The 18,456-nt window shown below is 59.3% G+C and carries 15 protein-coding genes; 6 read left to right on the forward strand and 9 right to left on the reverse strand.

The features are described 5' to 3' along the window. Nucleotides 1-80: 80 nt before the first annotated feature. From AC1DVF_RS18810 to AC1DVF_RS18830, 5 genes are all read right to left on the reverse strand, one after another. Nucleotides 81-782, reverse strand: coding sequence for an ABC transporter ATP-binding protein (locus tag AC1DVF_RS18810; protein WP_008082262.1), 702 nt, complete (start codon nt 780-782; stop codon nt 81-83). Continuing rightward, a complete protein-coding gene (gene livG, locus AC1DVF_RS18815) occupies nt 783-1,550 on the reverse strand; it encodes a high-affinity branched-chain amino acid ABC transporter ATP-binding protein LivG (protein ID WP_041478028.1) in 768 nt (255 codons plus the stop codon). Continuing rightward, complete coding sequence (locus tag AC1DVF_RS18820) at nt 1,547-2,803, reverse strand: high-affinity branched-chain amino acid ABC transporter permease LivM (protein WP_093438700.1); 1,257 nt, start codon at nt 2,801-2,803, stop codon at nt 1,547-1,549. The genes livG and AC1DVF_RS18820 overlap by 4 nt, the downstream gene beginning before the upstream one ends. Next, complete coding sequence (gene livH / locus AC1DVF_RS18825) at nt 2,800-3,723, reverse strand: high-affinity branched-chain amino acid ABC transporter permease LivH (RefSeq protein ID WP_007918526.1); 924 nt, start codon at nt 3,721-3,723, stop codon at nt 2,800-2,802. Before livH ends, AC1DVF_RS18820 begins: the two co-directional genes overlap by 4 nt. 231 nt (nt 3,724-3,954) lie before the next feature. After that, nucleotides 3,955-5,082, reverse strand: a complete 1,128-nt coding sequence (locus tag AC1DVF_RS18830) for a branched-chain amino acid ABC transporter substrate-binding protein (RefSeq protein ID WP_093438696.1) — start codon at nt 5,080-5,082, stop codon at nt 3,955-3,957. Nucleotides 5,083-5,434: 352 nt separating this feature from the next. Here AC1DVF_RS18830 and AC1DVF_RS18835 point away from each other — a divergent pair, with 352 nt between their 5' ends. Continuing rightward, nucleotides 5,435-5,755, forward strand: a complete 321-nt coding sequence (locus AC1DVF_RS18835; RefSeq protein ID WP_257357255.1) for a DUF2288 domain-containing protein — start codon at nt 5,435-5,437, stop codon at nt 5,753-5,755. A gap of 129 nt (nt 5,756-5,884) precedes the next feature. On the opposite strand, the gene AC1DVF_RS18840 is transcribed toward AC1DVF_RS18835, so the two are convergent. Beyond that, nucleotides 5,885-8,074 (reverse strand): hypothetical protein, encoded by a 2,190-nt coding sequence (locus AC1DVF_RS18840; protein ID WP_477782962.1) that lies wholly within the window; start codon nt 8,072-8,074, stop codon nt 5,885-5,887. Between the two features lie 194 nt (nt 8,075-8,268). Here AC1DVF_RS18840 and AC1DVF_RS18845 point away from each other — a divergent pair, with 194 nt between their 5' ends. Beyond that, nucleotides 8,269-9,165, forward strand: a complete 897-nt coding sequence (locus AC1DVF_RS18845; RefSeq protein ID WP_460090063.1) for an NAD(P)-dependent oxidoreductase — start codon at nt 8,269-8,271, stop codon at nt 9,163-9,165. Here AC1DVF_RS18845 and AC1DVF_RS18850 read toward each other — a convergent pair. Beyond that, entirely contained in the window at nt 9,056-11,338 is a 2,283-nt protein-coding gene (locus AC1DVF_RS18850; RefSeq protein WP_477782963.1) for a putative bifunctional diguanylate cyclase/phosphodiesterase, read from the reverse strand. The genes AC1DVF_RS18845 and AC1DVF_RS18850 overlap by 110 nt on opposite strands. Nucleotides 11,339-11,487: 149 nt before the next feature. Then, a complete protein-coding gene (locus AC1DVF_RS18855; protein WP_034155003.1) occupies nt 11,488-11,856 on the reverse strand; it encodes a YkgJ family cysteine cluster protein in 369 nt (122 codons plus the stop codon). Nucleotides 11,857-12,157: 301 nt separating this feature from the next. Between AC1DVF_RS18855 and AC1DVF_RS18860 the strand changes: the two genes are divergently transcribed. Beyond that, nucleotides 12,158-13,507: a spinster family MFS transporter gene (locus AC1DVF_RS18860; RefSeq protein WP_194933818.1), complete on the forward strand. Its 1,350-nt coding sequence runs from the start codon at nt 12,158-12,160 to the stop codon at nt 13,505-13,507. Between the two features lie 185 nt (nt 13,508-13,692). On the opposite strand, the gene rapA is transcribed toward AC1DVF_RS18860, so the two are convergent. Next, nucleotides 13,693-16,539: an RNA polymerase-associated protein RapA gene (gene rapA, locus AC1DVF_RS18865; RefSeq protein WP_476336001.1), complete on the reverse strand. Its 2,847-nt coding sequence runs from the start codon at nt 16,537-16,539 to the stop codon at nt 13,693-13,695. 252 nt (nt 16,540-16,791) lie between these two features. On the opposite strand from rapA, the gene AC1DVF_RS18870 reads away from it, so the two are divergent. From AC1DVF_RS18870 to ccoM, 3 genes are all read left to right on the forward strand, one after another. After that, nucleotides 16,792-17,133, forward strand: a complete 342-nt coding sequence (locus AC1DVF_RS18870) for a hypothetical protein (protein WP_003222394.1) — start codon at nt 16,792-16,794, stop codon at nt 17,131-17,133. 116 nt (nt 17,134-17,249) lie between these two features. Beyond that, on the forward strand, nt 17,250-17,411 hold the full coding sequence (locus AC1DVF_RS18875) for a hypothetical protein (RefSeq protein WP_007918490.1): 162 nt from the start codon (nt 17,250-17,252) through the stop codon (nt 17,409-17,411). A gap of 145 nt (nt 17,412-17,556) precedes the next feature. Beyond that, a complete protein-coding gene (ccoM, locus tag AC1DVF_RS18880; RefSeq protein WP_003222396.1) occupies nt 17,557-17,670 on the forward strand; it encodes a cytochrome c oxidase subunit CcoM in 114 nt (37 codons plus the stop codon). The last annotated feature ends 786 nt before the right edge of the window (nt 17,671-18,456 follow it).

Genomic DNA, 18,456 nt, shown 5'->3' on the forward strand with positions numbered 1-18,456 from the left:
TGCCGAGGGCCGCTCCCAACAGGGGAATCCCAAGTACAAAAAAAACGGCCCGAAGGCCGTTTTTTGTTGGCTGAAACACATCAACCGCCGAGGTACGCCTCGCGTACTTTCGGGTCGGTCAGCAGCGCTTCACCGGTGCCTTGCATGACCACGCGGCCGTTTTCCAGAACGTAGGCGCGGTCAGCGATTTTCAGCGCCTGGTTGGCGTTCTGCTCGACCAGGAACACCGTCACACCGTCCTTGCGCAGCATTTCGATGATGTCGAAAATCTGCTGGATGATGATCGGTGCCAGGCCCAGCGACGGCTCGTCGAGCAGCAGCAGTTTCGGCTTGCTCATCAGCGCGCGGCCGATGGCGAGCATTTGCTGTTCGCCGCCGGACATGGTGCCGCCGCGCTGGTTGAAGCGTTCTTTCAGGCGCGGGAACAGGCCAAGAACCTTGTCCATTTGTTCCTGATAGTCGCCCTTGTCGGTGAAGAAGCCGCCCATGGACAGGTTTTCTTCAACGGTCAGACGGGCGAATACCCGACGACCTTCCGGCACCACGGCGATGCTCTTGCGCATGATCTGCGACGAGTCCTGGCCGACCAGTTCCTCACCCATGTAGCGGATGCTGCCGCTATGCGCTTGCGGCGAACCGCAGAGCGTCATCAGCAGCGTGGACTTGCCGGCACCGTTGGCGCCGATCAGGGTCACGATCTCGCCCTGACGGACTTCGACGTTGACGCTGTGCAGGGCCTGGATCTTGCCGTAGAAGGTGGAAACGTTTTCGAACTGCAGCATTTACGCTTCCCCCAGGTAGGCTTTGATCACTTCAGGATTGTCGCGGATCTGTTCCGGTGTGCCGTCGGCCAGAGGCGTGCCTTGGTTGATCACGACGATGTGGTCGGAAATGCTCATGACCAGTTTCATGTCGTGTTCGATCAGCAGCACGGTGACGTTGTGCTCTTCGCGCAGCACGCCGATCAGCGCCTTGAGGTCTTCGGTTTCCTTCGGGTTCAGACCGGCCGCCGGTTCGTCGAGCATGAGGATCCGTGGACGGGTCATCATGCAGCGAGCGATTTCCAGACGCCGTTGCTGACCGTAGGCCAGGGTGCCGGCGGTACGGTTGGCGAACTCTTTGAGGTTGACCTTTTCCAGCCAGTACTCGGCAAATTCCATGGCCTCGCGCTCGCTTTTGCGGAACGCCGGGGTCTTGAACAGACCGGCCAGGAAGTTGGTGTTCAGGTGACGGTGCTGGGCGATCAACAGGTTCTCGACCGCCGTCATGTCCTTGAACAAGCGCACGTTCTGGAAGGTGCGCACCACGCCTTTGAGGGCGATCTTGTGGCCCGGCAGGCCTTGGATCGGCTCGCCGTCCAGCAGGATGCTGCCGCCGGTGGGCTGATAGAAACCGGTCAGGCAGTTGAACACAGTGGTCTTGCCCGCGCCGTTCGGCCCGATCAATGCAACCACCTGTTTCTCTTTGACGGTCAGGGCCACACCGTTGACCGCCAGCAAGCCGCCGAAGCGCATGCTCAGGTTTTCGACTTTAAGAATCTCGCGGCTCATTTTCGCAACTCCATGTGTGGGCGTTGCATCGGCAGCAGACCTTGTGGACGCCAGATCATCATCAACACCATCAGGGCGCCGAACATCAACATCCGGTACTCGCTGAACTCACGCATCATTTCCGGCAACAGGATCATCACCACGGCCGCGAGAATCACGCCCAGTTGCGAGCCCATGCCACCCAGCACGACGATGGCGAGGATGATCGCCGACTCGATGAAGGTGAACGACTCCGGCGTCACCAGACCCTGACGTGCAGCGAAGAAGCTACCGGCGAAACCGGCGAACGCAGCGCCGAGGGTGAAGGCGGACAGCTTGATGATCGTCGGATTCAGCCCCAGCGCACGGCAAGCGATTTCGTCTTCACGCAGCGCTTCCCACGCACGGCCGATCGGCATGCGCAGCAGGCGGTTGATGACGAACAGCGCCGCCAGCGCCAGCAACAGGGCAACGAGGTAGAGGAAGATCACCTTGTTGATCGAGTTGTATTGCAGGCCGAAATACTCGTGGAAGGTTTGCATGCCTTCCGCAGCTTTGCGTTCGAAGGTCAGACCGAAGAACGTCGGTTTCTCGATGTTGCTGATGCCGTTCGGACCGCCAGTGATGTCGGTCAGGTTACGCAGGAACAGACGGATGATCTCGCCGAAGCCGAGGGTTACGATCGCCAGATAGTCACCGCGCAAACGCAACACCGGGAAGCCCAGCAGGAAACCGAACGTCGCCGCCATCAGGCCGGCAATCGGCAGGCAGATCCAGAAGCTCAGGCCGTAGTAGTGCGACAGCAGCGCGTAGCTGTAGGCGCCGACGGCGTAGAAGCCGACGTAACCGAGGTCAAGCAGACCGGCCAGACCGACGACGATGTTCAGGCCGAGGCCGAGCATCACGTAGATCAGGATCAGCGTCGCGATGTCCACCGCGCCACGCGAGCCGAAGAACGGCCACACCAGCGCCACCAGAATCAGCGCAATGATGAAATAGCGCTGGGTGGTCGGCAGGGTCAGGAAGTTGCTGGCCTTGGCCGGAATCAGCGGCAAGCCCGGCGAGGATCGCCAGGCCTTGCTGATCTGCTGATTGAACAGCACGCGCAGGAACATCAGTACCGAGCAGATGGCGATGGTCGCCAGCACGGCCGGGCTGGTGTTGTGCACTTCCAGGTTGATGCCGACGATGGTCAGTTTCAAACCGAGTACCGGGTAGGCCACGGCCCACACCAGCAAAGCGCTGAACAGCGCCTGTTTAAGATTCCTAGTCATACTTTCTCAACCTCCGGACGGCCCAGAATGCCGGTCGGACGGAACAACAGCACCAGAACCAACAAGCCGAAAGCCACGACGTCCTTGTACTGGTCGCCGAAGATATCGGCACCAAAGGCTTCCGCCACCCCAAGCACCAGCCCGCCGAGCATGGCGCCGGGGATGCTGCCGATACCGCCCAGTACCGCTGCGGTGAAGGCTTTGAGGCCGACGAGGAAACCGGCGTTCGGGTTGATTACGCCGTACTGCATGCTCAGCAGCACAGCCGCAACGGCCGCCAGCGCGGCACCGATGACGAAGGTCAGGGCAATGATGTTGTTGGTGTTGATGCCGAGCAGGTTGGCCATCTTGATGTCTTCGGCGCAGGCGCGGCAGGCGCGACCCAGGCGAGAGCGGGAGATGAACAGGGTCAGGCCGAGCATGGCGATCAGGGTCACCACGAACACCACGATCTGCATGTAGGAAATCAGCACTTCTTGTGCGCCACCTGGGCCGAAGGCAATGTTGCCCGGAATCAGGTTGGGGATAGCTTTGTCCTTGGAGTCTTGCGCCAGCAGAACGGTGTTCTGCAGGAAGATCGACATACCGATCGCGGAAATCAGCGGGATCAGACGGTTGCTGCCGCGCAACGGGCGGTAGGCAATGCGTTCGATGCTGTAACCGTAGGAACTGGTGACGACGATGCTGGCGATAAACGCTGCGGTCATCAACAGCGGGACACTGTCGAGTCCCATCATGGTCAGCCCGGCGATGGCGATGAACGCCACGTAGGAACCGATCATGTACACCTCGCCGTGGGCGAAGTTGATCATTCCAATGATGCCGTAAACCATCGTGTAGCCGATGGCGATCAGGGCATACATGCTGCCAACGTTCAGGCCGTTAACCAGCTGTTGGAAGAAGTGATAGATGTCAGGCATTACAGCGCTCCTAAAAACCTGATACGCATTTCACTGGTGGAGTCATTTTCCCGCCCGGCCCCGTGGATCTTTATCCACTTCGAATCCGGGTTTTGCCAGCGAACCGCTGATGACGGTTTTGAGATTTTCAGGTGGGGAGACTGGCGGATCACGCCAGCGCGGCCCAATACATTCGTAAAACAAAGCCCACGGCACGCCGTGGGCTTTATTGGCAGTCAGTCAGGCAGCGCCTTACTGAGGCGACACTTCGGTTTTCGGTTTGCCGTTGTGCCACTCGTAGACCACGAATTTGAAGTCTTTCAAGTCGCCCTTGGCGTCGAAACTCAGGTCGCCAGTAGGCGTCTTGAAGGTGCCGGCGTGAATGGCTTCAGCCACTTTCGCCGCGTCTTCGGACTTGGCTGCCTTGATGCCTTCGGCAATCACTTCAACCGCCGAATAGGAAGGGAACACGAACGGGCCGCTCGGGTCTTCTTTCTTCGCCTTGAAAGCATCGGCCAGGGCAATGTTGGCTGGATCCTGGTCGAAGGATTTCGGCAGGGTCACCAGCAGGCCTTCGGCCGCGTCTTTGGCGATCTGGGTGATCGAGTCGTTACCCACGCCTTCCGGACCCATGAACTTGGCTTTCAGGCCTTTTTCCTGGGCTTGACGCAGAATCAGACCCAGCTCCGGGTGGTAGCCGCCGTAGTAAACGAAGTCGACGTTGGCTTGTTTGAGTTTGGCGATGATCGCCGAGAAGTCTTTGTCGCCGGCGTTGACGCCTTCGAACACGGCAACCTTGGTGCCTTTCTTCTCGAGGGTCGATTTCACGGCGGTGGCGATGCCTTCACCGTACTGCTGTTTGTCGTGCAGCACGCCAACGATTTTCGGTTTGACGTGATCTGCAATGTAGTTACCGGCGGCAGGGCCCTGGGCGCTGTCCAGACCGATGGTGCGGAAGATCATTTTGTAACCACGGGCGGTGATGTCCGGGCTGGTAGCAGCCGGGGTGATCATGATCACGCCTTCGTCTTCGTAGATGTCCGAAGCCGGTTGAGTGGAGCTGGAGCACAGGTGACCAACCACGAACTTGACGCCGTCGTTGACGACCTTGTTCGCGACCGCTACCGCTTGTTTCGGATCGCAGGCATCGTCGTATTCAACGGCTTCGAGCTTCTTGCCGTCGACGCCGCCCTTGGCGTTGATTTGCTCGATGGCCATTTTCGCGCCACTGAACTGCATGTCGCCGTACTGGGCTACAGGACCGGTTTTAGGACCGGCGATACCGATTTTGATGGTGTCAGCTGCGAACGAATGGCTGGCAACCCCGGCCAGAACCATAGCGGCAAACAGTTTGGAAATCTGCTTAGTAGCCTTAGTCATAGTGCTCCACTCTTACTGTTGTAATTTTTTTGAGTTCTGGCGCCGTAGCAGCAGAACCGGGTCAGATATCTTTGCGATACCCTCCGGAAATGCCCCCGGCAACTGTACCGGTACAGTGTAGAGCGCCGGTTGTCAGCCTGGGAAGCGGGCGCCGAGGGGCAAAACTTCGGGGTGTCGCATTTTTGAATGAAAAAGACAGAATTGCGGCGTGGCGTTCGTGGGCATATATCCCAATCAGCAGCATTCCCTGGCGTTCCTGCTCTTTTCGTTCGGTGCAGCCATTTGCAACCGGGTTTTGCTGACGGACCACCGACGTTATTATTCGCGTCGATTTCTTTTCCGGACAGCACCCATGAATCAAGAACCTAGCACCCTCTATGCCAAGCTGCTTGGTGAAACCGCATCTATTACCTGGAAAGAGTTGGAGCCGTTCTTCGCCAAGGGTGCCCTATTGTGGGTCGACCCGCTGCTTGATTTGATCGCCGCTGCCGAGGCCGTGGCGTCGGATGATGGCGAGAAAGTGGCTGCCTGGCTGGCCGAAGACAAGGTCGCCAAGCTCTCTGAAACGCGGGCGCTGGATCTTTTCGAGCGTGATCCGTCGTTGTGGGCGGTGGTGGTTTCGCCGTGGATTATGATCCAGGAAAGGGCGGGCACTTCTGCTGCCGCACCTTGATGGTGCGACCGGTCATCAGCGAAAAGTGTGTAGCGGAGTAGCGTGATGGCACCTTGCCGTAGAGAAACGCCACAAGCGCGGGCGGGCTCACGGTGACGTAAACGTAACGGGAACAGTTTAGTAAGCAGCCTAACGGCTGCTTAATTGTTTCTGGATCTTGGAAAGGCCGAAATCTTCAGGGAATCGGCTGACCCCTTCGCGAGCAAGCTCGCTCCCACAGGGGAACGCATTCCAAATGAAACGAATGTCGTTGATCGAGACAAACTTCTCTTTGTCGTTGATCAACTCGCGGTACTTCTTCTCGTACATCGGTTTTATCGCGTACCAGTTAGTGTCGAGGATCTTCGCCGGGTTCTCGAATTCGTTGAGCAGGTCGTCGATGCGGTCTTCGTCGAACTCTTCGTTGATGATGAAATCGAGGATCGAGTTGTCCAGGGTCTCGTCGAAACGGTACGGGTTCTTCGCGAAGCAGCGCTTGATGAACGCCACGATCAAGGTCAGGAAGTCATCCGACAGGCACGGGCTCTTGGCGATCAACGTGGTCAGCGAGAGGTTGGCCGAGGCGCCGATCACCAGCGCGTAACGCTTGAGCGTGGTATTCGGGAACAGGCTGTTGAGGTGAGTCTTCAACCGGTTCAGGTCCATGTACGACAGCTTGTAGTCTTTCGGCAACGAGACAATCGAGACCACCGACGAGCAGTTCTTGAAGAAGTGCAGGTCGTGCAGTGCGGCGGCGTCGTAGCCGGAATTCTTGTACTGCTCCAGCGAAGCGCGATAACGCTTGGACTCGATCGGCAACAGGCTGATGCCTTCAATCGCCTGGGTCACTTTGTTGAAGTGCGGCAGGTCGATCGAGCGGAAGAACAGGTCGTCGATGTTCAGGCGCTGCGGCTCTTTGTCGAACACCTTGAACTTGTCGCTGCTCGGCGGCGGGGTTTCCGGCACCACCGATTCGGCGTAGGCAATTGCCACCGGGCCGGCCAGACTCATGAACAGGTCGTTGGCGTCGAGACGAATGGTTTCGCCGATGTCGATGCCGGCGCGGCGGAAGTAGTTCTGGTCGTAGTCCGTGGTGACGGCCTGCGCTGTCAGAATGTTGAAGATCTGCTGCGAGATGTACTGGTTGGCGTGCTTCTCCATCGCATTGACATCAATGTTCTGGATGTTGCCGTCATCGCTTTCTTCGGCGTAACGCATGATGTCGTTGGAGATCAGCATCATCGCGTTCCAAGGGCGGATACGGCCCATGACGCTGGCTTCGCTGCTGTCTTCATTGGCGAAGTTGTAGGAGAAATCCCATTCTTCCGAAAGGTATTTGCACAGCAGGCGACCGGCGTTGATGTGCAGCGCCTCGGACATTTCGCTGCGGTGATCGGAAATGTTCGGCAGCACGCAGATGCCGCTGGTGAAGATCGGTTCGAACACGAACGAATGCCCGCTCTTGCCGTCATGCTCATCCATCGGCTTGGTGTCGAACGTCTTGTTCATGTACGAGTGCTGCTGCGCCAGGCCGAATTCCGAGGCCATGCCGGAACCGGTACCGCCGCCGGCACTGAAGATCGAGAAATACAGGCGCGACTGGTTGGCCTTGATGCCGCAGCTGTCGATCAGGTACGAATGGATCATTTTCCAGTCAGGGCTAGAGAAGCGCTGGGTGTCCTTGTTGAGGATGATCTTCGCCAGGTACTGGCCGAGGATCGGCGCGTTACCGGCGCCACCGGCGTGGACTTCGGACAAGTCCATGATCTTCATTTTGCTGTAGTCGCGCAGGAAGCCGCTTTTCTCGCCCTTACGCGAGAAACGGATGCGCCCGGCGATGTCCTTGTCGAGGTCGCCGAGCATCACCAGCGGTTCGACCAGGAACACCGGTTTGGTCGATTTGTTCGGGCCGATGCGCAGGTTGTTCTTGATCCACTGGGCCGGGCTGTAGCCCTTGTCGGCCAGACGCCGATCTGCCGCGCGGTCTTCGTTGTTGAATTCGTTGAGGTAAAACTTGCGCGCGTTGTACACCAGCTCCGCGACATCGAGCGCGATGTTGGAGCCGCAGCGACCGAGGCCGATCAGACACACCGACGGGAATTCCTGATCGTTGTGCTGTTCGTTATCGCCTTCCAGGTGCGGCGGGCGCGGGAACACCAGATCACGCAAACCGTCGAGATTGTCGAGGATGCGGTCGGTATTGGTTTCGGTGAAGTACAGGTATTGCTGAGTCGACAGCGGGCGCGACGGCAGCAATGGCTTCGACGGTGACGGGCTGTTGGCGGCGGGGCTCAAAGTCAGATCGGATACCGCAGTGGCGGGATTGTTTTTAGAAGTCATTGTGCGCCATATACCTGGACTGGGTTGGCTCGCGGGCTTTTGCCTGCGAACCTCACGGAATAAGATCTCGCGTCTTTGTGCGCGAATTGAGCCCGAGCATCAGGTTTTTGGCCTGACTGTCGCTGGGGGGAATCCTTTCCTGATCGTTGATGAATCGGCCATTATTCGGCGATCTTTAATCGAAAAGAGGCAAAATGATGTCAACGCTACCTTCGTTGGGGTTCGCCGGAATCGGTCTGATGGGCCTGCCCATGTGCCGGCGTCTGTTGGCGGCGGGTTATCCGCTGACCGTGTGGAACCGCAACCCGGCCAAGTGCGGGCCATTGGTCGAGGCCGGCGCGCGACAGGTAGCGAGCCCCGCTGAACTGTGCGAACACGCCGACGTGGTGATGCTGTGTCTGGCCGACACGGCGGTGGTTCGCCAGGTGGTTTTTGGTGCTGAAGGTATCGCCGAAGGCGCGAAAAACGGCCAGTTGCTGGTGGACTTTTCCAGCCTTGAGCCGACCGCCACGCGCGAGATGGCCACAGAACTGGCGGAGAAAACCGGCATGGCCTGGCTGGATTCACCGGTGTCCGGCGGCGTGGTCGGTGCCGAGGCGGGCAGTCTGGCAATCATGGTCGGTGGTAACGCTGCGGATCTTGAGCGGGTGCGCTCGGTGTTGCTCAATCTCGGTCAGCGCGTCACGCACATGGGCGGAATTGGCGCAGGGCAGGTGACCAAGGCCTGCAATCAGATGATCGTCGCCTGCAACGCGCTGGTGATTGCCGAGGTGGTGGCGCTCGCCGAACAAGCGGGGGTCGACGCGAGCCTGATCGCTGAAGCGCTGGCCGGCGGTTTTGCCGATTCGAAACCGCTGCAGATCCTCGCCCCGCAAATGGCTGACAGCCGTTTCGAACCGATCAAATGGCACGTGCGCACATTGCTCAAGGATCTCGACACCGCCGTCAAATTCTCCCGCGAACAGGGTTCGGCGACGCCGATCAGCGGATTGGCCGCACAACTGATGCGCCTGCATGGGGCGCAAGGCTATTTGGCGCAGGATCCAGCGACACTGGTGCAAATGTACCGCGCGCCAGAATCAGCGGATTGACCGTGTGTGAATGCTTGCGCTGATTGATTTCTTCCAGCACCGGGCGCAACTCGTCCAGCGGCACGGGGCGACTGAGCAGGTAACCCTGGATGAAATCGCAGCCCGAGCGTTCAAGGAATTCGTACTGCTCCAGACTTTCGACGCCTTCGGTCACCACCTGCAAGTGCAGAGTGTGGGCCATGACGATGATCGCCTGGACGATCTCCATGTCGGCGGTCGCCGTGGGAATGTCGAGGATAAACGAGCGGTCGATTTTCAGGGTGTTGAGCGGCAGGCGTTTGAGGTAGGCCAGCGAGGAATAACCGGTGCCGAAGTCGTCGATCGACAGTGAGACGCCAAGCGCGCGGATCTGTCTCAGCAATACCAGGGTGTTGGCAATGTTGCCCATCAACGCGTTTTCGGTGACTTCCAGTTCCAGCCGTCCCGGCGCCACCCCGGCGGTGCGTAATGCGCTTTCGATTTCCGTGGCCAGTTCTTCCCGGGCGAGGTTGAGCGGTGAGCAGTTCCAGGCAATTTTCAGTTCTTCGCAGCCATGCCGCGAGAGTTCGCCCAGATCCTTGCAGGCCCGGCGCAGCACCCAATTATCCAGCTCGGCAATCAGGCCGTTATTTTCAGCGATGGAGATAAAGCGATCCGGGGTCAGCAACCCGTGCAGTGGATGCTGCCAGCGGATCAGTGCTTCAAGCTTGGTGACGCGGCCGGTCTTCAGTTCGAAGATTGGTTGGTAATACAGCGTCAGGCCGTTTTCTTCGCGCAAGGCGTGGCGCAATTCTTCTTCCAGTTGCAGCTCGAAGCTGGCGCGGGTCTTGAGGTTGGAACTGAAAAAATGCAGGCCGTTGCGCCCCGCGCCTTTGGATTGATACAGCGCCAGATCTGCGTGTTTGAGCAATTCTTCGCAGGTGCTGCCATCCTCCGGAAACAGACTGATGCCGATGCTGGTGGTCATCACCATGCGGCGTCCGGCCAGTTCGATCGGCTCCTTCATCTTGAGCATGATGCGCTGGGCCATGTTGCGGGCTTCTTCGCGGTCACGCAGATTGATTAGGATGCAGAACTCGTCGCCGCCGAAACGCGCGACCACGTCTTCATGGCTGCGCACCGAGCCTTTGATGTGCTGGGCGATGACTTTGAGCAGTTCGTCACCGGCGTCATGGCCGAGGCTGTCGTTGATCCGCTTGAAGTGGTCGATGTCGAGAAACATCACCGCGAGCATGCCGCCTTCGCTGGTTTTCTGGCTGAGTTTCTCGGCGAAGATCTGGTTGAAACCGCGCCGGTTGATCAGGTTGGTCAGTGCGTCGTAGTTGGCCGCTTGTTGCAGCGACATGCGCGCCTGATCGAGCTGGCTGAGCAGGGCGTTGACGCGGCGCAGGTCCTCTTCTTTGTTCTGCAGTTTCTTGTCGGCCAGCGCCGCACTGATCGCACTGCCAAGGATCAGCAGGATGATCAGCGCCACGGTCAGGCCCAGTTGCAGATGCCCGTTATCGCCGCCGCTCGCTATCAGGCCTCCCTCGGGAAGAACCAGATCCAGCGCAGCCATGCCGGTGAAATGCATGCTGATGATGCCGGCGCCGAGAATCAGCGCAGCGCCGTACTTGAGCAAATGATGCGCCACGCCGCTGCCTTCGCTCAGATAGCGGGCCACCCACAGCGCGGCGAAACTGGCGCCGATGGCGATCGCCACAGACAGCGCGAACAGTCCTGGCTGATAGTAGGCGGTGGCGCTCGACTTCATCGCCGCCATGCCAACGTAATGCATGCCGGCGATGCCCAGGCCGATGACAAACGCGGTTTTCAAGCAATGCAACGCACTCGGCTGCGCTTCGCTCAAAGTTTGCATGGCCAGCCAAGAGGCGAGCAGGGCGATCAGCAACGAGAAAAGGGTGATACCAAGGTCGTACTGAATCTCGATCGGTGTCTGGAAAGCCAGCATGCCGATAAAATGCATGGCCCAGATGCCGCCGGCCAGGCAGGTCGCACCGATCCAGCGCCAGCTCCGCCGTGACCCCGGATCTTCGGCATTTACAACGCGCTCAGCCATATCCAGGGTGGCGAAACTGGCTGCGCAGGCGACCAGATACGCAACCATCACCAGGAGAGGGTTATGACTGCAATCGAGGATGACCTGCCCGCTCTCCGGCAGCTCGGCAACAAACTGCAAACCAAGCCACTCCATAGCATGCCCCGTCTCTGAAGTCGTCCCGAGTGCGCGTTGAACGCAGTTGAATGTCAGGAGTATAGAGGCCGATTTCGGCATGCAAGCGGTAGTGGCACATTGGCGCTAATGATTTTGGCATTAGCGTCATAGCGATTGRCACTAAAAGCTTAAGCGATCTGTTCGAAAGGGATTTGCGCCCAATCGGGTTGCAGGGGCGGCAAGCCGAAACGCGCGCGGGCCTTATCGCAATCGACATTCTGCTCGCCATTTTCCCATGACGACTCGAATTCGCGGCAGGGGCTGGAGCGCAGTTCATAAATCGAGCACTTCACCTCGCTGCCGACTTCACCGACCAACGCCGTGCAACGCGGCGATTTGCAGTCGGTGCCGTTCATCGCCACCCGACTCGGGCTGATCTGTGTGACCAACTCATCAGGCACCGTGCCGCCGGAAGATGCGCACTCACCCCAAAAGAAAGACACGCGAAAATGGGAACAGCAGGCACCGCAATTCAGACACGGACTGACTTCAGACATGGGCGAGGGTATCAAAGGGATTGATCGGGAGATCCGGACGGATCCGGCGGCCATTCTAGGCTTTGCCGCAGACTTGGGAAGGGGGGCAGGAAACTATTTTTTTGTGGCAAGGTTTTGCCGCAAAAGCCCCGGTTTTCGGGGGATTTCAGGCTTATCAAGGGCTTACGTTTCGTTACAGTGCCATGGGCCGATATCAGGCAGGCGAATGATCACAGACAGCCATTGCGCGGCTGACTAGATTGCAGGTTCCGGGCTCGGATGCGGTGGCAGTGAAGCCCTATAACAATAAAGAGACGGACCCATGCAGAACTCGACCCAAGCGGCGAATGCCTGGCGCATTCTGTTCCTGCTGTTCCTCGCCAACCTGTTCAACTTTTTCGACCGCACCATTCCGGCGATCATCATCGAGCCGATCCGCATGGAATGGCACCTCAGTGACTTTCAACTGGGCATCGTCGGAACCGCATTCACCATTGTTTACGCGATTGCCGGACTGCCGCTGGGGCGGATGGCCGATACCGGTTCGCGCAGCAAGCTGATGGGCTGGGGCCTGGCAACGTGGAGTGCGCTGACGGCAGTCAACGGCTTGGTCGGCAGTTTCTGGAGCTTCCTGATCGTGCGCATGGGCATCGGCATCGGTGAAGCCAGTTATGCGCCGGCGGCCAACTCGCTGATCGGTGATTTGTTTCCGGCTCATCGTCGGGCGCGGGCGATGGGCATTTTCATGCTCGGTTTGCCGTTAGGGCTGTTGCTGGCGTTTTTCACCATCGGGGCGATGGTCAAGGCGTTCGACAGCTGGCGTGCGCCGTTCTTTATTGCCGCAGTACCAGGGCTGATCCTGGCGATTTTCATGTTCTTCATTAAAGAGCCAAAGCGCGGGGCGGCGGAAACCGTGCAGGTTTCACAAGAAAAGGTCGACAAGCCGATCCGGCGGATTCTCGCAGTGCCGACCTTTCTCTGGCTGGTGATGGCCGGGTTGTGCTTCAACTTTGCCACGTATGCCTGTAACTCGTTTCTGGTGCCGATGCTGCAACGCTATTTCCTCATGCCGTTGCAGGAAGCGGCGGTGGCCACCGGAGTTATCGTTGGCGTGACCGGGCTGGTCGGCTTGACCCTGGGCGGCTGGATTGCCGACAAGATTCACCAGCGTGTGGCTAACGGGCGGCTGCTGTTTGCGGCGTTCAGTCTGATTATCTCGACCTTGTGCACGGCGTGGGCGCTGCATTCCGGGCGGATCGAGATTGGCGTGTTTGTCGCGGTGTTCAGTGTCGGCTGGCTGTTCGCCTACAACTTCTACACCTGCGTTTATACGGCGATTCAGGACGTGGTCGAACCGCGCCTGCGAGCGACGGCGATGGCGTTGTTCTTCGCCGGGTTGTATCTGCTGGGCGGCGGTCTTGGACCGGTGGTGGTAGGGGGCTTGTCGGATCATTTTGCGCACACGGCGATGCTGGCGGCTGGGGCGGAGCAGATGACCGAAGCGTTCAAGGCAGTCGGGCTGCATGATGCGATGTACCTGATTCCGGTGGCGCTGTTTTTGACCATGGTGTTTCTGTTTCTGGCGGCGCGGTGTTTTGTGCGCGATGCGCAGCGGATGAAGGAGGGGTTGGTTGCGGTGGTTGAGCCAGAAGTTGCAGCGGCGACGGCATGATGATCGTTCCCACGCTCTGCGTGGGAACGCAGCCCGGGACGCTCTGCGTCCCTTTCCGGAGCTGGAACGCGGAGCGTCCCCTGAGGCATTCCCACGCAGAGCGTGGGAACGATCTAAATAACAGACAAACAAAAAGGCCCGCATCACTGCGGGCCTTGTTGTTTTCAGCGCTGGAGCAGGGCGGTTTAGCCCGCCACCAACACCCGAATCGCTTCCAGGCGCAACGCCGCTTTATCCAGCATCGCCAGACCCTGCTCACGTTGCGTGCGCAACGCATCCAGTTCGCTGTCACGCACGGTCGGGTTGACCGCTTGCAACGCGGTCAGGCGCGCCAGTTCTTCGTCGGTGTCGGCCGCCAGACGGCGGCGGGCCTCGGCCACGCGCTCGGCGTGACGCGGGGCGATCTTGTCTTCACCGGCGTTGATTCGTGGCGTCAACTGATCGCGCTGGGCCTGGATGAACTTGTTGGCGCTGGCACGCGGCACGCTTTCCAGCTGATCGTTCAGTGTTTCGAACGATACCCGTGGCGACAGGTCGTTGCCGTTGGCGTCGAGCAGGCAGCGCAGGGCGGCCGGCGGCAGGTAACGACCCAGTTGCAGCGAACGCGGCGCGACCACTTCGCTGACGTAGAGCAGTTCCAGCAGTACGGTGCCCGGTTTCAACGCCTTGTTCTTGATCAACGCGACAGCGGTGTTGCCCATCGAACCGGACAGCACCAGATCCATGCCGCCCTGCACCATCGGGTGTTCCCAGGTGATGAACTGCATGTCTTCGCGCGACAGCGCCTGGTTGCGGTCGTAGGTGATGGTCACGCCTTCGTCGTCGCCCAGCGGGAAACTGGCGTCGAGCATTTTTTCGCTCGGCTTGAGGATCAGGGCGTTTTCCGAATGGTCTTCGCTGTCGATGCCGAACGCGTCGAACAGGGTTTCCATGTAGATCGGCAGGGCAAACTGATCGTCTTGCTCAAGGATGGCCTCGACCAGTGCTTCACCTTCGCCGGCACCGCCGGAGTTCAGCTCCAGCAGACGGTCGCGACCGGTGTGCAGTTCGGCTTCGAGACGCTCGCGCTCGGTGCGTGCTTCGTCGATCAGGGCTTGCCACTCGCTGTCGTCGGCTTCTTCGAGCAGCGGCAGCAGGCGCGGGCCGAACTGGTGCTGCAAGGCGTTGCCAGTCGGGCAGGTGTTGAGGAACGCGTTGAGCGCTTCGTGGTACCACTGGAACAGGCGCTCTTGCGGGCTGGTTTCCAGGTACGGCACGTGCAGTTCGATGATGTGTTTCTGGCCGATCCGGTCGAGACGACCGATACGCTGCTCGAGCAGGTCCGGGTGCGACGGCAGATCGAACAGCACCAGGTGGTGCGCGAACTGGAAGTTGCGACCTTCACTGCCGATTTCCGAGCAGATCAGCACTTGTGCGCCGAATTCTTCGTCGGCGAAGTAGGCGGCGGCGCGGTCACGCTCAAGGATGTTCATGCCTTCGTGGAACACCGTGGCCGGGATGCCGGAACGCACGCGCAAGGCGTCTTCCAGATCCATCGCGGTTTCGGCGTGGGCGCAGATCACCAGCACCTTGGTGCGCTTGAGCATTTTCAGCTGATCGATCAGCCACTCGACACGCGGGTCGAATTTCCACCAGCGCTCTTCTTCGCTGGCGTCGGGCTGGGCCTGGAAGCTGACCTCCGGATACAGCTCGGCGTGTTCGCCCAGCGGCAGTTCGAGGTATTCGTCCGGGCATGGCAGCGGGTACGGGTGCAGTTTGCGCTCCGGGAAACCCTGCACGGCGGCGCGGGTATTACGGAACAGCACGCGGCCGGTGCCGTGGCGATCGAGCAGTTCACGCACGAGGCGCGCGCTGGCTTCGGTGTCGCCATCGTTGACCGCGGTCAGCAGGGCTTCGCCTTCGTTGCCGAGGAAACCCTGAATGGTTTTGTGCGCTTTGGCCGAGAGACGGCCCTTGTCGAGCAGTTCCTGCACGGCTTCGGCCACCGGGCGATAGTTCTCGCTCTCGGCGCGGAAGGCAGCCAGGTCATGGAAACGGTTCGGGTCGAGCAGGCGCAGACGGGCGAAGTGGCTGTCCTGGCCGAGTTGTTCCGGGGTGGCGGTGAGCAGCAGCACGCCCGGAATGACTTCGGCGAGTTGCTCGACCAGCGAATATTCCGCGCTGGCTTTCTCTTCGTGCCAGACCAGGTGGTGGGCTTCGTCGACCACCAGCAAATCCCAACCGGCCGCGAACAGTGCGTCCTGGGCCTTCTCGTCGTCGACCAGCCACTCCAGCGCAACCAGCGCCAGTTGGGTGTCTTCGAACGGGTTGGCGGCATCGCTTTCGATGAACCGTTCTTCGTCGAACAGCGCAACTTGCAGGTTGAAGCGGCGGCGCATTTCAACCAGCCACTGGTGCTGGAGGTTTTCCGGGACGAGGATCAGCACGCGGTTGGCGCGGCCCGAGAGCAGTTGGCGATGGATCACCAGACCGGCCTCGATGGTTTTACCCAGACCCACTTCGTCCGCCAGCAGAACGCGCGGCGCGATGCGGTCGGCGACTTCGCGAGCAATGTGCAATTGGTGCGCGATTGGCTGAGCGCGAACGCCACCCAGGCCCCAGAGCGACGATTGCAGTTGGCGGCTGGTGTGTTCGAGGGTGTTGTAACGCAGCGAGAACCACGCCAGCGGATCGATCTGGCCGGCGAACAGACGGTCGCTGGCCAGACGGAACTGAATGAAGTTCGACAGCTGGGTTTCCGGCAGGGTGACGGCTTCGTTCTGCCCGTTGAGACCGTGATAGACCATCAGCCCGTCGACATCGTCGACTTGCTGCACGGTCATTTTCCAGCCTTCGAAGTGGGTGATGCTGTCACCCGGCGAGAACCGCACGCGGGTCAGGGGCGCATTCCGTAGCGCGTACTGGCGGGTTTCGCCAGTGGCCGGGTAAAGCACGGTCAACAAGCGGCCGTCCTGTGCCAGAACGGTGCCTAAACCAAGCTCTGCTTCGCTGTCACTGATCCAGCGTTGCCCCGGTTGATACTGCTGCGCCATGCTGCCTGACTCCCACCTTGAAAAAGCGGGCTATCTTAACGGAATGCAGGCTTCAGGGCCAAAGATTACTGGCGTAGGCGCTGCCGTAGGCTGCGATCTTTTGATCTTTGAGAACCCTTGAGGTTTGAGCTGTCTGATGAAGATCGCAGCCTTCGGCAGCTCCTGCACGTGCCAAGTGCGTCACAGATTTTCGACCAGTGGCTCAAGGCGCCTTTGCCGCAGCCGATAGCCTGCAGACAGGAGACCCTTTATATGTTGCCACCGATGCTCCCTCTGAGCGCTGTGCCGATCACTTCCCAGCAGGATCCGATCCGCCAGCGGCCGGACATTCCTCCGGTGGTGCCGGTGCAGGAAAGCTCCAACGAAAGCACAATCGATCTGCAAAAGCGCGATCCGGAAGAGGATCGCCTGCTGGCGCGTGAAGAACAACGCCGTCAGCAGGAGCGTGATCGACGCCGTCGCGAAGCCGACGAAGACCCGGAAGAACACCTGGCGGTGCCCGGTACCGAACTGAATGCCGACAATACCGTGCCGGTGGTGCCACTGATGGAAGATCAGCCGCGTCAGGGCTTGTGGGTCGATATCGAGATTTGAGTCGCTGTACCGCGTGGGGCGCGCCGGCTGGTCAGCGCGCGTCTGAGGCTGCATTATTGGCGCAGTCCTGCCGGTGATGTGGCAGTTGTGATTCTTTCAAGTGATGTACTGACGCCATGAGCCAAGACGACAAACTGATTGACCTCAGCACTGAGCGCGCCAAGCGTGTGCATGACATTAAAGAGAAGCGCCTGAACGAGGTGCGCCAAGCATTCGAGCAGGCTATGCCGCTGGGAAAAGCCAAGAAAAAGTCGAAAAACAAGCCGAAAAAGCGTTGATCTCCCCCTGCATCCGTTGATGCAGGTCAGTTATTTTCCCTCCTTTATCCCCCTTCGTTGCTGGTATTGATCCCGGTCAATTTGTGCGCCTGTGTGTTTGGTAACTTAGTCCCATCGCAGCAGAGCAGGGGCCAGGAGGCCAGTCATGTTTTTCGATAACGTGGTGTTTGCCGGGGTCCTGACTGTAGGGCTGATGGTTCTGTTTTTTGCAGGGTTTGGATTTTTTATCTGGAAGGATGCGAATAAGCGCAAGAAGTGATTCTTCTGGATTGATGAGCACGCAAGGCATTTTGGGGCGACTTCGGTTGCCCCTTTTTTTTTGTGTCTTGGCGGCCTTTGGGCCGACCATGTTCTTGGGGTTTTGGGTGTATATCCGTTTTTCGGGTGTTGCCACTGGCGGTTTCGCCCTTACGGCGACTCACTTTTTTTCAAACGCCAAAAAAAGTAAGCAAAAAACGCTTGCTCCTACGTGCGGCCCGCTCGCTGGGGCTCGGGGGTCCTTCGCTGCGGGATCGATCCGGGCGCAGCGTCTACGGTTTGCTTCGCTGCACCTCCTCTCGCTGTGTTTGGCTTCGCCAAACGGTCGCTGCGCTCCCACGCCCGGATCAATCCCTCCACTCAGCCTTCCGACGTCGCTTTACAGATCAAGATCAAGAGCAGGCGAGCTGACACTCGGCCTATTGAGTGGTGAAAAGCGGGTGTTCGGCTTTGGGTTTTTGGTGCTCTTGCCACTCACCCCAGCCCTCTCCCTAGGGAGAGAGAGCCGATGGTGGGCCTGTGAAAATTTGCGTTCAACTCGGACTTTCACGTCGGCGTAACTCTACCAAACACCTCGGTCAGTCCCCTCTCCCTCCGGGAGAGGGCTAGGGTGAGGGGCTTGTGATCTGGCTTGTGATCTGGCTTGTGATCTGGCTTGTGATCTGGCTTTGGTTTTTGATCTTTTGCCCCATCGGCAGGCCGAGCGTAGGTGTTCATCCGGGGGTAGGCGCGTAGCGCCGTGCGGCGTAGCCGCATACATCGAGAGGAGGTGCAGCGAAGCAAACCG

The sequence above is a fragment of the Pseudomonas sp. P4_D7 genome, assembly GCF_056401755.1.

What these genes read in the sequence shown, in the direction of transcription:
- AC1DVF_RS18810 (WP_008082262.1), bottom strand. Translation starts at nt 782, where the DNA reads ATGCTGCAGTTCGAAAACGTTTCCACCTTCTACGGCAAGATCCAGGCC.
- livG (WP_041478028.1), bottom strand. Translation starts at nt 1,550, where the DNA reads ATGAGCCGCGAGATTCTTAAAGTCGAAAACCTGAGCATGCGCTTCGGC.
- AC1DVF_RS18820 (WP_093438700.1), bottom strand. Translation starts at nt 2,803, where the DNA reads ATGACTAGGAATCTTAAACAGGCGCTGTTCAGCGCTTTGCTGGTGTGG.
- livH (WP_007918526.1), bottom strand. Translation starts at nt 3,723, where the DNA reads ATGCCTGACATCTATCACTTCTTCCAACAGCTGGTTAACGGCCTGAAC.
- AC1DVF_RS18830 (WP_093438696.1), bottom strand. Translation starts at nt 5,082, where the DNA reads ATGACTAAGGCTACTAAGCAGATTTCCAAACTGTTTGCCGCTATGGTT.
- AC1DVF_RS18835 (WP_257357255.1), top strand. Translation starts at nt 5,435, where the DNA reads ATGAATCAAGAACCTAGCACCCTCTATGCCAAGCTGCTTGGTGAAACC.
- AC1DVF_RS18840 (WP_477782962.1), bottom strand. Translation starts at nt 8,074, where the DNA reads ATGACTTCTAAAAACAATCCCGCCACTGCGGTATCCGATCTGACTTTG.
- AC1DVF_RS18845 (WP_460090063.1), top strand. Translation starts at nt 8,269, where the DNA reads ATGATGTCAACGCTACCTTCGTTGGGGTTCGCCGGAATCGGTCTGATG.
- AC1DVF_RS18850 (WP_477782963.1), bottom strand. Translation starts at nt 11,338, where the DNA reads ATGGAGTGGCTTGGTTTGCAGTTTGTTGCCGAGCTGCCGGAGAGCGGG.
- AC1DVF_RS18855 (WP_034155003.1), bottom strand. Translation starts at nt 11,856, where the DNA reads ATGTCTGAAGTCAGTCCGTGTCTGAATTGCGGTGCCTGCTGTTCCCAT.
- AC1DVF_RS18860 (WP_194933818.1), top strand. Translation starts at nt 12,158, where the DNA reads ATGCAGAACTCGACCCAAGCGGCGAATGCCTGGCGCATTCTGTTCCTG.
- rapA (WP_476336001.1), bottom strand. Translation starts at nt 16,539, where the DNA reads ATGGCGCAGCAGTATCAACCGGGGCAACGCTGGATCAGTGACAGCGAA.
- AC1DVF_RS18870 (WP_003222394.1), top strand. Translation starts at nt 16,792, where the DNA reads ATGTTGCCACCGATGCTCCCTCTGAGCGCTGTGCCGATCACTTCCCAG.
- AC1DVF_RS18875 (WP_007918490.1), top strand. Translation starts at nt 17,250, where the DNA reads ATGAGCCAAGACGACAAACTGATTGACCTCAGCACTGAGCGCGCCAAG.
- ccoM (WP_003222396.1), top strand. Translation starts at nt 17,557, where the DNA reads ATGTTTTTCGATAACGTGGTGTTTGCCGGGGTCCTGACTGTAGGGCTG.